General features: G+C 66.4%; 13 protein-coding genes. 5 read left to right on the plus strand and 8 right to left on the minus strand.

Going from position 1 to position 13,626, the window contains the following annotated elements; all coding sequences use genetic code 11:
• Positions 1–4 precede the first annotated feature (4 nt).
• The gene (locus BMX43_RS02705; RefSeq protein WP_091296391.1) at positions 5–2,395 is read left to right on the plus strand and encodes a circularly permuted type 2 ATP-grasp protein; all 2,391 of its coding nucleotides are present in this window, start codon (positions 5–7) and stop codon (positions 2,393–2,395) included.
• A 4-nt stretch (positions 2,396–2,399) separates the two neighbouring features.
• Positions 2,400–3,275, plus strand: coding sequence for a transglutaminase family protein (locus tag BMX43_RS02710; protein WP_091296393.1), 876 nt, complete (start codon positions 2,400–2,402; stop codon positions 3,273–3,275).
• Between the two features lie 33 nt (positions 3,276–3,308).
• On the opposite strand, the gene clpB is transcribed toward BMX43_RS02710, so the two are convergent.
• Complete coding sequence (gene clpB, locus BMX43_RS02715; protein WP_091296395.1) at positions 3,309–5,924, minus strand: ATP-dependent chaperone ClpB; 2,616 nt, start codon at positions 5,922–5,924, stop codon at positions 3,309–3,311.
• 159 nt (positions 5,925–6,083) lie between these two features.
• A complete protein-coding gene (locus BMX43_RS02720) occupies positions 6,084–6,479 on the minus strand; it encodes a rhodanese-like domain-containing protein (RefSeq protein WP_091296397.1) in 396 nt (131 codons plus the stop codon).
• 199 nt (positions 6,480–6,678) lie between these two features.
• On the opposite strand from BMX43_RS02720, the gene BMX43_RS02725 reads away from it, so the two are divergent.
• A complete protein-coding gene (locus BMX43_RS02725; protein ID WP_091296400.1) occupies positions 6,679–7,065 on the plus strand; it encodes a hypothetical protein in 387 nt (128 codons plus the stop codon).
• On the opposite strand, the gene BMX43_RS02730 is transcribed toward BMX43_RS02725, so the two are convergent.
• Genes BMX43_RS02730 through BMX43_RS02740 form a run of 3 tightly spaced genes read right to left on the minus strand, consistent with a single transcriptional unit; the run spans position 7,047 to position 9,346 of the window.
• The gene (locus BMX43_RS02730) at positions 7,047–7,901 is read right to left on the minus strand and encodes a TolB family protein (RefSeq protein ID WP_245749349.1); all 855 of its coding nucleotides are present in this window, start codon (positions 7,899–7,901) and stop codon (positions 7,047–7,049) included. The genes BMX43_RS02725 and BMX43_RS02730 overlap by 19 nt on opposite strands.
• The gene (locus BMX43_RS02735) at positions 7,885–8,568 is read right to left on the minus strand and encodes a hypothetical protein (RefSeq protein ID WP_091296402.1); all 684 of its coding nucleotides are present in this window, start codon (positions 8,566–8,568) and stop codon (positions 7,885–7,887) included. Before BMX43_RS02735 ends, BMX43_RS02730 begins: the two co-directional genes overlap by 17 nt.
• 4 nt (positions 8,569–8,572) lie before the next feature.
• Entirely contained in the window at positions 8,573–9,346 is a 774-nt protein-coding gene (locus BMX43_RS02740) for a hypothetical protein (RefSeq protein WP_091296404.1), read from the minus strand.
• 226 nt (positions 9,347–9,572) lie between these two features.
• On the opposite strand from BMX43_RS02740, the gene pyrF reads away from it, so the two are divergent.
• Positions 9,573–10,268: an orotidine-5'-phosphate decarboxylase gene (gene pyrF, locus BMX43_RS02745; protein ID WP_091296406.1), complete on the plus strand. Its 696-nt coding sequence runs from the start codon at positions 9,573–9,575 to the stop codon at positions 10,266–10,268.
• Between the two features lie 87 nt (positions 10,269–10,355).
• Here the strand turns inward: pyrF and BMX43_RS02750 are convergent, their stop codons facing one another.
• The 3 genes from BMX43_RS02750 to BMX43_RS02760 all read right to left on the minus strand — a co-directional run bounded on the left by BMX43_RS02750 (position 10,356) and on the right by BMX43_RS02760 (position 11,930).
• Complete coding sequence (locus BMX43_RS02750; protein WP_091296409.1) at positions 10,356–10,697, minus strand: hypothetical protein; 342 nt, start codon at positions 10,695–10,697, stop codon at positions 10,356–10,358.
• 91 nt (positions 10,698–10,788) lie between these two features.
• The gene (locus BMX43_RS02755) at positions 10,789–11,049 is read right to left on the minus strand and encodes an NfeD family protein (RefSeq protein ID WP_091296412.1); all 261 of its coding nucleotides are present in this window, start codon (positions 11,047–11,049) and stop codon (positions 10,789–10,791) included.
• Entirely contained in the window at positions 11,049–11,930 is an 882-nt protein-coding gene (locus BMX43_RS02760) for an SPFH domain-containing protein (RefSeq protein ID WP_091296415.1), read from the minus strand. The genes BMX43_RS02755 and BMX43_RS02760 overlap by 1 nt, the downstream gene beginning before the upstream one ends.
• Positions 11,931–11,962: 32 nt before the next feature.
• On the opposite strand from BMX43_RS02760, the gene BMX43_RS02765 reads away from it, so the two are divergent.
• Positions 11,963–13,492 (plus strand): D-amino acid dehydrogenase, encoded by a 1,530-nt coding sequence (locus tag BMX43_RS02765; RefSeq protein WP_139201515.1) that lies wholly within the window; start codon positions 11,963–11,965, stop codon positions 13,490–13,492.
• Positions 13,493–13,626 lie beyond the last annotated feature (134 nt).

The following is a 13,626-nucleotide window of genomic DNA, read 5'->3' on the forward strand; positions in this document are numbered from 1 at the left end:
TGACATGACGCTGAAACCGGTGCCCTCGGCCCCGCGCCCCGCGCTTTTGCGGGATTACACGCCGCAATCCGGCGTGGCGGACGAGCTTTTTGATGCCGAAGGCCGGATGCGCCCGGTCTGGGCGCCGTTCATCACCCATCTCGCCGGGCTGAAGCCGGAAGAGGTCGCCCAGCGTTTCGCGCGGGGCGACCAGTATCTGCGCGATGCGGGCGTGTATTTCCGGCAATATTCCACCGGCCCGGCGCAGGAACGGGAATGGCCGCTCAGCCATGTCCCCGTGCTGCTGGCCGAACAGGAATGGACCGAGATCTGCGCGGGCCTGACGCAGCGCGCGGAACTGCTGGAACAGGTCATGGCCGATCTTTACGGCCCGGGGCATCTGGTGCGCGATGGCCACCTGCCCGCCGAACTGGTGGCGCGCAATCCGCAATGGCTGCGCCCGCTGGTGGGGGTGGTGCCGCGCTCGGGCAACTTCCTGCACCATCTGGCCTTCGAGATCGGGCGCTCGCCCGACGGGTCATGGTTCGTGCTGGGCGACCGGGCGCAGGCGCCCTCCGGCTCCGGCTTCGCGCTGGAAAACCGCATGGCCACGCAGCGGGTGTTTTCCGACCCGTTCCCCCGCGCCAATCTGCGCCGTCTGGCCGGCTTCTTCCGCGCCTTCCGCGAGGCGATGGATGATCTGGCCGGGCCGGGGCGCGGCATGGCGATCCTGACGCCGGGGCCGAACAACGACACCTATTACGAACACACCTATATCGCCCGCTACCTTGGCATGACCCTGCTGGAGGGCGAGGATCTGATCGTGCAGAACGGTCAGGCCATGGTGCGCACGGTCAACGGGCTCAAACCGCTTGGCCTGCTGTGGCGCCGGATCGACAGCGAATTTGCCGACCCGCTGGAGCTGAACGAGACCTCGCATATCGGCACCCCCGGCTTGCTGGAGGCATTGCGGCAGGGCAATCTGAGCCTGATCAACGCGCTGGGGTCGGGCGTGCTGGAAGCCCGCGCCATGATGGCCTTCCTGCCCAAGATCAGCGAAGTGCTGCTGGGCGAAAAGCTGGCGCTGCCCAACATCGCCACCTGGTGGTGCGGCCAGCCGCTGGAACGCGCCTATGTGCGCGAAAACGCCGCCCGCATGATGATCGGCGAGGCGATGGACAGTGCCCTGCCCTTCGCCGTGGATGCCAATACCGCGCTTGGCGGCGCCTTCCGGGGCGAAGGCCGCGGCTCCATCCGCGACTGGCTGGCGCGCGATGGCGCCCGGCTGGTCGGACAAGAGGCGGTTACGCTGTCCACCACCCCCGCCTACGAAAAAGGTCGGCTGGTGCCGCGCCCGATGACGATCCGGGTGTTCGCCGCGCGCAGCGAAAGCGGGTGGACCTTCATGCCCGGCGGCTATGCCCGCATCGGCAAAAGCGAGGATGTCACCGCGCTGGCAATGCAGGCGGGCGGCTCGGTTTCCGATGTGTGGATCATGGCGCCAAAGCCGGTGCCGCCGGAAAGCCTTGTCGGCCAGAACAGTTTCGAACGCGCCGCCCCCGGCATCCTGCCCGCGCGCGCCGCCGACAACCTGTATTGGCTGGGCCGGTATATGGAGCGGACAGAGGGCGCGATCCGCATGTTGCGCGCCTATCACCTGCGGCTGGCCGAATCCGGCTCGGCCAAGGAACCGCGCCTGCTGGAGCTGGCCGATTACATGGCCGGGCTGGGTCTGACGCTGGACAGGCCGGTGCCCGACGCGCTGCTGGGCCTGATCAGTGCGGCACGCGGCACCGCCTCGAAAATCCGCGACCGCTTCTCGCCCGATGGCTGGGGCGCGCTGAACGACATGGCCAAGACGGCGGGCAAACTGGCCGCCAAGGTGGTGGCGGGCGATGACGCGGCCCTGGCGATGAGCATCCTGCTGCGCAAGATCAGCGGCTTTACCGGGCTGGTGCATGAAAACATGTATCATTTTGCGGGCTGGCGCTTTCTGGCACTGGGGCGCGCGCAGGAACGGGCCGACGGGCTGCTGCTGTTGCTGTCGGCGCTGGCCGATCCCCATGCCGAACCCGGCGCTCTGGAAATCGCCATCGAGGTGGGCGACAGCGTGATGACCCACCAGCGCCGCTACCGTTTTGGCCCCTCGCGCGAAACCGTGCTGGATCTGCTGGTGCTGGATGAAAGCAACCCGCGCGCCGTGCTGTATCAGATCTCGGAAATGCGCCGCCACCTGCGCCGCCTGCCACAGGCCAGCACCGGCGGACGGCTGACCCCGCTGGAACGCGCGCTGCTGACGCTCGACACCGATCTGCGGGTGGCCGGGCCGTCCGACCTTGACACCGACACGCTGCTCGAACTCCGCGCCCGGCTGGGCGAGGTGTTCGATCTGCTTGCTGCAACCTATCTCCGGTAGGCCCATGCTGTATGATATCAAACTCGTGATCGACTACAGCTATCACAGCGCATCGGATCATGTGCGCAACGTGCTGCGGCTCTTGCCGTCCGACGGGCCGAACCAGCGGGTTCTGTCGCGAATGCTGACCATCGCCCCCGCCCCCGATGAACGGCGCGACAGCGTGGATTTCTTCGGCAACGACATGACCTCGATCGCGTGGCACGAACCGATCGACCAGATCACCCTGCGCCTGCGGGCAAAGGCCGAACGGCTGCCGCTGCGCAAGGCACCCGACACCTCGCCCGATCTGGAGGATCTGGCCGCCGAGATCGACGATGTGCAGGATCTGGGGCCACTGTCACCGCAGCATTTCCTGCCGCCCTCGCCGCTGATCACCCCCAATGCCGACATGATCGCCTATGCCCGCGAGTATCTGGCCGAAGGGCAAACCTGTCTGGCGCTGGTGAAAACGCTGGGCCATGCGCTGTACAAGGACATGAAATACGATGCCGAGGCGACGGATGTGAACACGCCGATTGCCGAGGCGTTCGAGAACCGTCACGGCGTCTGTCAGGATTTCGCGCAGATCATGATTGCCTGCCTGCGCAGCCTTGGCGTGCCCTCGGGCTATGTGTCGGGCTTTCTGCGCACCTATCCGCCCGAAGGCCAGCCCCGGCTGGAAGGGGTGGATGCGATGCACGCCTGGGTCAGCGCCTGGTGTGGCGAAGAACTGGGTTGGGTGGAATATGATCCGACCAACGGCCAGTTCGCGGGCGAAGACTACATCACCGTCGCCCATGGCCGCGATTATTCCGATGTGGCGCCGGTCAAGGGCGCGATCCGCACGGCGGGCGGGCAGGACAGCCATCAGGCGGTGGATGTGATCCCGCTGGGATAAGAAAAGGGGGCCTTCCGGCCCCCTTTCCGTCTCTCAATGCACGACCGCCTCGTCGGGCCGCACCCGGCGCGAGGCGCTCACCCGGTCGCCCAGGCGCAACCCCTCCGGTCCGGCCGAAATCGTCACCGTGCTGCCGTCCAGCACGTCGCCGCCCAGGATCATCTCGGCCAGCGGGTCTTGCAGATGCCGCTGGATCACCCGTTTCAGCGGACGCGCGCCGAACACCGGGTCATAGCCCTCATCCGCCAGCCATGCCTTGGCCTCGGCGTCAAGCTCCAGCGTGATCTTGCGCGACACCAGCCGTTTTTCCAGCCGCTTCAGCTGAATCTCGACAATCGCGCCCATATCGCCCCGGTCCAGCCGATCAAAGATGATCTGCTCGTCCAGACGGTTCAGGAATTCCGGCCGGAAATGCACCCGCACCGCCTCTTCGACCTGCCGCCGCGCCGCCGCCGTATCTGCCCCTTCCGGCAGTTCCGACAGCGCCCGCGCGCCAAGGTTCGAGGTCAGCACGATCAGCGTCTGCTTGAAGTCCACCCGATGCCCCTGACCATCGGTCAGCACGCCGTCATCCAGCACCTGCAGCAGCACGTTGAACACATCGGGGTGGGCCTTTTCCACCTCGTCGAACAGCACCACCTGATAGGGCCGGCGCCGCACCGCCTCGGTCAGCACGCCACCTTCATCGTAACCGACATAACCGGGGGGCGCCCCGATCAGGCGGCTGACCGAGTGTTTCTCCATGAACTCGCTCATGTCGATGCGCACCATCGCGTTTTCATCGTCGAACAGATATTCGGCGACGGCCTTGGTCAGCTCGGTTTTCCCCACCCCGGTCGGGCCAAGGAACAGGAAAGACCCCAGCGGGCGGTTCTCGTCATTCAGCCCGGCCCGGGCGCGGCGCACCGCATTGGCCACCGCATGAACCGCCTGCTTCTGGCCGATCACACGCTTGCCAAGCTCGTCCTCCATGCGCAGCAGCTTTTCACGCTCGCCTTCCAGCATCTTCGTGGTCGGGATGCCGGTCCAGCGCTCCACCACCTCGGCGATCTGTTCGGGGCGCACCGCCTCGCTGACCAGCGCATCGCCCTCGCGGGCCTCCGCCTCGGCCAGCTTCTTCTCCAGCCCCGGGATGATGCCATAAGACAGCTCGCCCGCGCGGCCCAGATTACCCTCGCGCTTCGCCTGATCCAGATCGGCCCGCGCGCGGTCCAACTGCTCTTTCAGCTCGCGCGAGGCTTCCATCTTGTCGCGCTCCGCCTGCCATTTGGCCGTCAGCGTCGCCGATTGCTCTTGCAGGTCCGACAGTTCCTTCTGCAGCTTCTCCAGCCGGTCCTTGCTGGCCGCGTCATCCTCTTTCTTCAGCGCCTCGGCCTCGATCTGCAATTGCAGGATCTGGCGATCCAGTTGATCGAGCTCCTCGGGCTTGCTGTCCACTTCCATCCGCAGCCGCGATGCGGCCTCGTCCACAAGGTCGATCGCCTTGTCGGGCAGGAAACGGTCGGTGATATAGCGATGGCTCAGCGTCGCCGCCGCCACCAGGGCCGAGTCGCTGATCCGCACGCCGTGGTGCAGCTCATACTTTTCCTTGATGCCGCGCAGGATGGAAATCGTGTCTTCCACCGTCGGCTCCGACACCATCACCGGCTGGAACCGGCGGGCCAGCGCCGCGTCCTTTTCCACATATTTGCGGTATTCATCCAGCGTGGTGGCACCGATGCAATGCAGCTCGCCCCGCGCCAGCGCCGGTTTGATCAGGTTGGCCGCATCCATCGCACCATCCGATTTGCCCGCGCCGACCAGCGTGTGCATCTCGTCGATGAACAGGATGATCTCGCCCGATGCCGACTCGATCTCTTTCAGAATGGCTTTCAGCCGTTCCTCGAACTCGCCGCGATACTTGGCCCCGGCGATCAGCGCGCCCATGTCCAGCGCCATCAGCTTCTTGTTGCGCAAGGATTCGGGCACGTCGCCATCAACGATGCGCAGCGCAAGCCCTTCCGCAATCGCGGTTTTCCCCACGCCCGGTTCGCCGATCAGCACCGGGTTGTTCTTGGTGCGCCGCGACAGAACCTGCATCGCGCGGCGAATCTCCTCGTCGCGCCCGATGATCGGGTCGATCTTGCCTTCAGCCGCAGCTTCGGTCAGATCGCGGGCATATTTCTTCAGCGCGTCAAAGCCTTCTTCGGCACTGGCCGAATCTGCCGTGCGCCCCTTGCGGATATCGTTGATCGCCGAGTTCAGCGCCTGCGCCGTCACCGCCCCCGCCGTCAGCGCATCCTTGGCGCGGGTATTCACCAGCGCCAGCGCCGTCAGCAGCCGTTCCACCGGAACGAAACTGTCGCCAGCTTTCTTGGCCACCTGTTCGGCCTCGTCCAGCACCCGCACCAGCGAAGGGTCGATATAGGTCTGGCCGTCGCCGCCGGAAACCTTGGGCAATTTGGCAAGGGCAAGGGTGATCGCCTCGACCACGCGTTCCGGCGCGCCGCCTGCCTTGCGGATCAGGTTCGCAGCCAGCCCCTGATCATCATCCATCAGCGCCTTCAGCAGATGGTCCGGCAACACCCGCTGGTGGCCTTCGCGCATCGAAATCGTCTGCGCGGCCTGAAGGAACCCGCGCGAGCGCTCCGTGAATTTGTCCAAATTCATCGGTCATTCTCCCTTTTTGCAGCACCGCCCGCGACTGCCCTTTCTAGGCACAGCCGCTTCGGCCTTGCGGTTCAGATGGGGCCATCCTGCGCCCCCCGCAAGAGGCGCGCCTTGACGCAGAGCAAGTTTTTCGGGCAACGCGAAAATGACCTGCCGGGGTTACATGCCCGGGTCCATCGGTTCTTCCACCGGGCCACCCGCCGCCGCCCAGTCCTTCAGCCCGCCGAGGTTATAGACCTCGGAATATCCCATATCCTTCAGAACTTTACCTGCCAAAGCCGCCCGCCCACCCGAGGCACAGTGCAGCACCACAGGCCGGTCCCGCCGCAATGCCGGGTCGTGAAAGGGTGAATCGGGGTCGGCGCGAAATTCCAGCATCCCGCGCGGGATGTGATGCGACCCGTCGGCCCGCCCGGCCTTTTCCAGTTCCGGCGCATCGCGCACATCCAGCAGCAGCGCGCCCTTGTCCGCGATCAGCGCCTGCGCCGCCTCGGTGGTGATACGGGGCACCTCGGCATTGGCCACGGCCATCAGGTCTTTCAGGGTCACGGGCATCGGTATCTTCCTTGCTTGCATCCTGCGCGACCCTAGGCCCGGTCTGCCCCATCCGGCAAGCGCCGGTGAAATCCCGCTCATCGCGCCGGGGCATTTGCGCGGCTTCCGGCTGACCCTTTGCACCCCGGCAATCCCCGTCTTGCCGCTGTCATCCACAGCGCCGATGCTGTCCTCTCCCTCCGCAACCGGACAGGCCCAGATGCAGACCCAGTTCCAGCCGATCATCCACAAGACCCGGCTTCAGCAGCTGGCCCTGCATGTCGCCCGGTCCGGCCTGTGCCTGAACGACACGGTGGAGCTGCGGCGCGAGGGTGATGACATCGTCGTGCTCGCCCGGCTGCACCGCCCCTTCCTCGGGCTGATCCCCCGGCGCAGGCAGACGCGGCTCGGCCTGCTCGGCCCGCATGCCGTGGCACTGGTCGCCCCGCTGATCGACCGCGACGCCCCGCTGCGCGCCCGCATCGTCGGCCTGACGCCCGAACATCTGGCGGGCGCCACCGGGCCCGAAGTACATGTCTCGGTCTGGAGCGTGCCAGAGCCGGTGCTGTTCCGCCCGCCGCCTTTCGGTCAGGTGCCGGGCGCGTAACGCATGAAGGCAAAGGCGCTGCCATCGGGCGCCCAGCAGGGCACGTTGATGCTGCCCTGCCCGCCGAACAGCTCCACAACCACCCGCCGGTTGCCTCCCTGCGGGTCCATCAGGCACAGCTGCACATCCACATCGCGCGGATGTCCCTCGGTGCCGGGCGGGTAAGACAGATACAACACATGCTGGCCGCAGGGCGAGGGATGGGGAAACCAGTTCACCCGATCATCGGCAAACACCTGCACCGCCGCCCCACCGTCCTGCGGCATCCGCCAGATCTGTGCCTGTCCCGTCACATCGCAATTGAACCAGATGAAGCCGCCGCAGGCCGAATAATCCGGCCCATCGCAATGGCCCCCGTCGAGACCACTGTTGACAGGTGTCAACCGCCGCTCCTGCCCCGTCGCCAGATCCATCTCGCACAGGCCCACCACCCGCCGGTCGTCGCGGGCTGCGGCATAAACGATGCGGCCCCCCGCCGCCCCGTGCCACCAGCTTGGCCGCGTGCCCACAAGCAGCTCCGGCGTCTCGCCTTCGCGCAACGCATAGATCGCTGCCCCCGCGCCGGTGTGATGGGTCAGCACGATCCGCCCATCCGGCAGAAAGCCGTGGTCATTGTTGCACCGATCACAGCCACCCGTGTCGATCGGCAGCAAGTCCGGTGCCGCCAGCGGCACCCGCCACAGCCGCCCGGCGCCGTTCACCATCAGCCAGCCATCGGGGTGCCAGTTCGGCGCCTCGATCAACGCGGCGCTGCGCAGCACCACCCGCACAGTACCGCGCGCCAGATCGTAAGTCTCCAGCGAGGATCGCCAGCCCGGTTCAGCGGTATCGGTCAAGCAGCGCCCTCCCCTCGGCATCCAGCGCCGCATCCAGTTCGGCCCAGACCCGCTGCGCCTTGGCCGCGCTCAGCGCCCGGCTGTGAAAGGTGAAATCCAGCGGGTTCCACGCCGTCTTGGTGCCGCTGCTGTGCCGGCTGCTGTAATTCTCCCGGCTGCGCCGCCCCGCATCAGCCCAGCCTGCCGCGATCTGCGCCACATCCGGCGCGGTAAACCCCGGCGCAGGCTCCAGCGCCAGAAACGCCAGCGCCTGCGCCATGGTTTCGGGCTTGGCGATCAGATCCTCGTAATGCACCACCAGCCGCTCCGCCCCCCGCGCCTCGGTCAGAAAGCGGATGCAACTGGCATAGCACAGGAATTTCGACCGGCTGCCCCCCGCCGCCCGCACAAACACTTCCAGCGGATTGCGCAGGATCAGCAGCACGCGCCCGCCCGCCGCCGCAGCCGGGTCCAGCCGGGTCCAGGCGCGGGATCGGCTGTCGCGCCGCCAGAACCGCACCGGGCGCAGCCCCAGCGGATCATGCGACCGCGCGATGCAGGGCACCTGCCCCGTAGCACCCCGCGCCACCCCCTCGCCCCCGGTGGACAGGCCATAGCTGTCCTCGATCCAGAAGCGCAGCCAGTTGATACCGCTGCGCGGTGCCGAGACGACAACCCTCCCCGTCATCGCCTCAGCTTTCCTTACGCGTCAGCAGCTTCGCCGGGCGCAATGCCTCGGCCGCCTTGAACAGGCTGAAGGTCTGGTTGACGTAATTCACTACCCCGCCGATCTGATCGAGGTATTTCTGCAACTCCGGCGTCCGCTCCGCCTCCACCACCTGCACCGGGCGGTCCGGTCCCTCGCCCTCGAACTGGCAATAGAACAACGGCTCGCCACGTTTCAGGATGATGTCCTTTTCCGGCTCGTGCCACTCGAACGCCCACATCAGCGGGCGTGGCCAGACATTGATCGGAAAGCGCCCGCCAAAGATCGTGCCGGGCAGCGGATCCTTGCGGTAATGCATGAAGGCCGAAAGCTGCGTCACATAAACCATCTCGTCGGCGATGAAGCAGTAGGGCGTGGCAAGCTGCACCGTCGGGCGATCCGGGTAACGCCATTCCGCCTCGTTCACCAGCGTCAGCACCTCGCCCAGCTTGTTGCCCCGGATGGTCGAAGCCGCCCCCGCCCGGTTGATCAGCACCGCCTTGCCCTTGTCGTCCCGGCCAAAGCCGATATGGATGTCGAAGGGGCATTTCACCATGAAATACCGGCTTTCCAGCTGAATCACCCCGGGGCAACGGCTGGCCGATTTCGCATGGGCCTTGTTGGTCTGGCGGAAACTCACCCGCTCCGGCGCATCATACAGCACCGCCCCCTTGTCCGAAGTCAGAAACCAGCCGACGCTGATCGGGCCAGACCGCGGCCCCTCATCCTCGGGTCGGTCGAACGTCACTGTGATCTGCATGAATGCCTCGCCCTTTGCGCCACAGAAAAGCCCCCCGCCTGCAAAGTCAATCCGGCCCCCTCGCTTTCATCTTGGCGCAAATATCCTCGGGGGGTGAATTGGCCGCAGGCCAAGAGGGGGGCAGACAGCCCCCCTTTGCGGCGACGCGCGCCCCGCGCGGCGCAAAAGCTTGACTCCGCCCGCCCCCCGCCGCAAAGGGCTGCAACCCACCGCAAAGGAGCCTCAAATGAGCGATGATCGCCTGATCGTGGCACTCGATGTGCCGAATGTCGTGCAAGGGCTCGACCTTGCGCAACGCATCGGCGATGCCGTCAGCTTTTACAAGATCGGGCTGGGGATGCTGACCGGCGGCGGGCTGGCGCTGGCCAATGAATTGAAACAGGAACATGGCAAGCGCATCTTCCTGGACATGAAGTTCTTCGACATCGGCGCCACGGTCGAGGCGGCGGTGCGCGGCATCGCGCAATATGATCTCGATTTCCTCACCGTGCATGGCGACCCGCAGGTGGTGCGCGCCGCCGCCGAAGGCAAGCGCGGATCGGATCTGAAGATCCTCGCCGTCACGGTGCTGACCTCGCTGGATCGCGCCGATCTGGATGCGAACCTCATCATCCCCGGCGACATTCACGACATCACGCTGGAACGCGCCGCCCGCGCGCTGGAGGCTGGCGCCGATGGCGTGATCGCCAGCCCGCAAGAGGCCGCGATGATCCGCGCTCTGCCGCAAGCGGCAGGCAAGCTGATCGTCACCCCCGGCGTGCGGCCCGCAGGGTCGGCGCTGGGCGATCAGAAACGCGTGGCGACCCCGGCACAGGCGATTGGCGACGGTGCGAACCATATCGTGATCGGTCGCCCGATCTGGCAGGCCGCCGACCCGCGCGCCGCAGCCCAGGCCGTGCTCGCCGAACTGGCAGCGATCTGACGCCAACCCACGATAGCCATGCCATGCAAAAGGCGGCCCCGAGGGGCCGCCTTCATGACAGGTTCACCCTGTCTCTGATGCCGTGGCTCAGTTCTCCACCGGCGCCGGGGTCGGCGCAGGGGCTTCCGGGGCGACAGCCTCCGGGGCCGGGGCGGGTTGTTCGGTCGGCGTCATCGGCGCCGGGGCCGGTGTCCCTTCCGGGGTGGCATCGGCGGCCGGGGGCGGGGCGTTTTCGATGGTGATATTGGTCTCGCCCTCTGCCGGACGGCTGGCGCTGTCGGGCGCCCCCAGCGTGAACCACAGGATCGCCAGAACGGCCACCACGCCGCCCAGAATGAACAGAACGATGCCCATCCCGCTGCTGCGACGGGTCTCGATCACGGTGGTGCTGCCTCCCGGCGGGGTATAGGTCGTGTGTTGCTCGGCCATGTCAGTCTCCGTGGGTTACAGTTGATGGCCCGTCAACGCGCCGATCCCTGCCGGGGTTCCCCCGCCCCGCTTGCCCCCGGCCAAACCCCGCTCAGTCGTTGATGTCGCGGGTCCAGCGCTTCACCGCGCCGCGCTGCTGCGGAAAGGCCGCGCGCAGGCCCAGCCAGCCCAGCAGCGACACCCCCGCAAACACCGCAAGCTGTGCATAGAACCCCAAGGCGATCAGGCCCGACCACAGCACCAGCCCCACCATCACCGCACCGATGGCAAAGCCCAGAAAGATATAGCCGGGCGCCAGCACCTCGACGATGCCGATGGCAAAGCCGCCCGCGATCCACAGCCACCATGCCATCAGCCGCGCCCCTTCAGCAGCGAGAAGGCATTGCTGAACGCCTCCAGCGCATGGGCAGGCACAAGGATCGTCTGCTTGCCGCCGCCCTTGGCCATCTCGCCAATCGCCTCCACCTGTTTCAGCGCCACCTGATACTGCGCCGCCTCCAGCCCGTTCATCTTGATCGCCTCGGCGATCACGCCGGTCGCATAGGCCTCGGCATCCGCCAGAATGCGCCGCGCCTTGGCCTCCTGTTCGGCGGCATACAGCTCGGCATCGGCGTTCAGCTCCACCGCGCGCTTCTTGCCCTCGGCCTCGGTCACCTGTGCGCGCCGCGCTCGTTCGGCGTTCAGCTGCTGCAACATGGCGGATCGCGTCGCCTCGTCCAGATTGACATCCAGCACCTCGGCCCGGGTGACCTCGATCCCCCAGTCGTCCACCATCGCCGCAACCTGTTCGCGCACCTTGGCGATCAGATCGGCGCGGTTCGATTGCACCTGATCCAGTTCCAGCTTGCCGATTTCCGACCGCACGATCCCGGCCACGGTGGTGGCAATCGCCCCGTCCACATCGCGAATCCGGTAGACGGTCTTTTCCGGCTCGATGATGCGATAGAAGACCGAGGTTTCCACTTTCACCATCACGTTGTCGGCGGTGATCGCATCCTGCGAGGCGGTGGGCAACTGGCGCTCCAGGATCGAAACCTTGTGGCGCACCCGGTCCAGAAACGGCACCACGAAATTGATGCCCGGCCCCAGCACGGCGCGCAGCCGACCAAAGCGCTCCACCACATGCTTCTCGCTTTGCGACACGATCCGCACGCCAAGGAAGATGCACAGGATGATGAAGGCGGCCAGCGCAAGCCAGATCGCATTGCCGCCCAACAGGGCCTCGTTGTCCATGATGCCAAAACTCCTGAAATCTATGCCCCAGCATGGCCTTCACAAAGCGCCCAAGCAATAGGCAGTTGATTCCGGCGCAGAACCTTTGTCCCCCACGGTTTCCTTGCGCAAGATTCAAGCAGAGCCGAAGAATATTCGGCAGGTTCCGCCTATTGCCGCAGCTTCTTGCACATCCCCCGCCTTCGCAGCCGCAGAACGCCAAAAGATTTCCGCCAGATGCGCTATTCTTCTTTCATTCCTTTCAACATGCGGAGATCCCCATGAAAATCGTCATCCTCGGCGCAGGCGTGATCGGTGTGACCTCCGCCTGGTATCTGTCGCAGCAGGGGCACGAGGTGACGGTGATCGACCGTCAGCCCTCGCCCGCGCAGGAAACCAGCTTTGCCAATGCGGGCGAGGTCAGCCCCGGCTATTCCGCCCCCTGGGCCGCGCCGGGCATCCCGCTGAAGGCGATCAAGTGGATGTTCCAGAAACATGCGCCGCTGATCATCCAGCCGAAGCCCGATCTCGCCAAACTGTCGTGGATGGCGAAGATGCTGATGAACTGCACCGCCGACGCCTATCATGTGAACAAGTCGCGCATGGTGCGGCTGGCGGAGTATTCGCGCGATTGCCTGATCGAGCTGCGCAATGAGACCGGCATCCGCTATGACGAACGCACGCAGGGCACGCTGCAGGTGTTCCGCAGCCAGAAACAGGTTGAAGGCGCCGCGAAGGACATCGAGGTGCTGCGTCAGGACGGCGTGCCGTTCGAGGTGCTGGACCGCGCGGGCTGCATCGCCGCCGAGCCGGGTCTGGCCAATGCCGCCGACAAGATCGCGGGCGGGCTGCGCCTGCCAGGCGACGAGACCGGCGATTGCTTCAAGTTTACCAACAGCCTGGCCGCAATGGCCGCGGCGGCGGGCGTGACCTTCCGCTGGGGCGTGGCGATCCAGCGGCTGAACGTCGAAATGGGGCGGGTTTCCTCGGTCGATACCTCGGAAGGGCGGCTGCATGCCGATGCTTTCGTGCTGGCGCTTGGCAGCTATTCGCCGCTGCTGGCCGCGCCGCATGGCATCAAGCTGCCGATCTATCCGCTCAAGGGCTATTCGATCACCGTGCCGATCGTCGATGCCGACCGCGCGCCGGTGTCCACCGTGATGGACGAAACCCACAAGATCGCCATCACCCGGCTGGGCGACCGGATCCGCGTCGGCGGCATGGCCGAAATCGCGGGTTTCGACATGTCGCTGCCCGCCAAGCGCCGCGCCACGCTGGAACACTCGGTCGAGGATCTGTTCGGCGGCGCGGGCGACCAGTCGCAGGCCACCTTCTGGACCGGGCTGCGCCCGATGACGCCCGACGGCACGCCGGTGGTGGGCCGCTCGCCCATCGCCAACCTGTTCCTCAACACCGGCCACGGCACGCTGGGCTGGACGATGAGCTGCGGCTCGGGCCGGTTGCTGGCCGACATCATCTCGGGCCGCGCGCCGGACATCCAGCACAGCGACCTCGGCTATGCCCGGTACGAGGCCAAGGGCCGCATGGCCGCCCCGGCCCGGTCCCCCGTCCCGGCAGAGTAACCCCCTCCCCAACCCTCCCCCGTTTCGGGGGAGGGCGCGCGTTCCCCTCTCCGCGCGACGCCCTCCCTCTCCCCCCCCCGGGGGAGAGGGCCGGGGTGAGGGGGCAGCCCCCCGTGACCCCGCATCTGCGCCGT

Origin of the sequence: Gemmobacter aquatilis (assembly GCF_900110025.1) — a bacterium.
Lineage (GTDB): Bacteria > Pseudomonadota > Alphaproteobacteria > Rhodobacterales > Rhodobacteraceae > Gemmobacter > Gemmobacter aquatilis.

Excerpts from the sequence above, each read along its gene's own strand:
- BMX43_RS02705 (WP_091296391.1), top strand. The coding sequence starts at position 5 with ATGACGCTGAAACCGGTGCCCTCGGCCCCGCGCCCCGCGCTTTTGCGG.
- BMX43_RS02710 (WP_091296393.1), top strand. The coding sequence starts at position 2,400 with ATGCTGTATGATATCAAACTCGTGATCGACTACAGCTATCACAGCGCA.
- clpB (WP_091296395.1), bottom strand. The coding sequence starts at position 5,924 with ATGAATTTGGACAAATTCACGGAGCGCTCGCGCGGGTTCCTTCAGGCC.
- BMX43_RS02720 (WP_091296397.1), bottom strand. The coding sequence starts at position 6,479 with ATGCCCGTGACCCTGAAAGACCTGATGGCCGTGGCCAATGCCGAGGTG.
- BMX43_RS02725 (WP_091296400.1), top strand. The coding sequence starts at position 6,679 with ATGCAGACCCAGTTCCAGCCGATCATCCACAAGACCCGGCTTCAGCAG.
- BMX43_RS02735 (WP_091296402.1), bottom strand. The coding sequence starts at position 8,568 with ATGACGGGGAGGGTTGTCGTCTCGGCACCGCGCAGCGGTATCAACTGG.
- BMX43_RS02740 (WP_091296404.1), bottom strand. The coding sequence starts at position 9,346 with ATGCAGATCACAGTGACGTTCGACCGACCCGAGGATGAGGGGCCGCGG.
- pyrF (WP_091296406.1), top strand. The coding sequence starts at position 9,573 with ATGAGCGATGATCGCCTGATCGTGGCACTCGATGTGCCGAATGTCGTG.
- BMX43_RS02750 (WP_091296409.1), bottom strand. The coding sequence starts at position 10,697 with ATGGCCGAGCAACACACGACCTATACCCCGCCGGGAGGCAGCACCACC.
- BMX43_RS02755 (WP_091296412.1), bottom strand. The coding sequence starts at position 11,049 with ATGGCATGGTGGCTGTGGATCGCGGGCGGCTTTGCCATCGGCATCGTC.
- BMX43_RS02760 (WP_091296415.1), bottom strand. The coding sequence starts at position 11,930 with ATGGACAACGAGGCCCTGTTGGGCGGCAATGCGATCTGGCTTGCGCTG.
- BMX43_RS02765 (WP_139201515.1), top strand. The coding sequence starts at position 11,963 with ATGGCCTTCACAAAGCGCCCAAGCAATAGGCAGTTGATTCCGGCGCAG.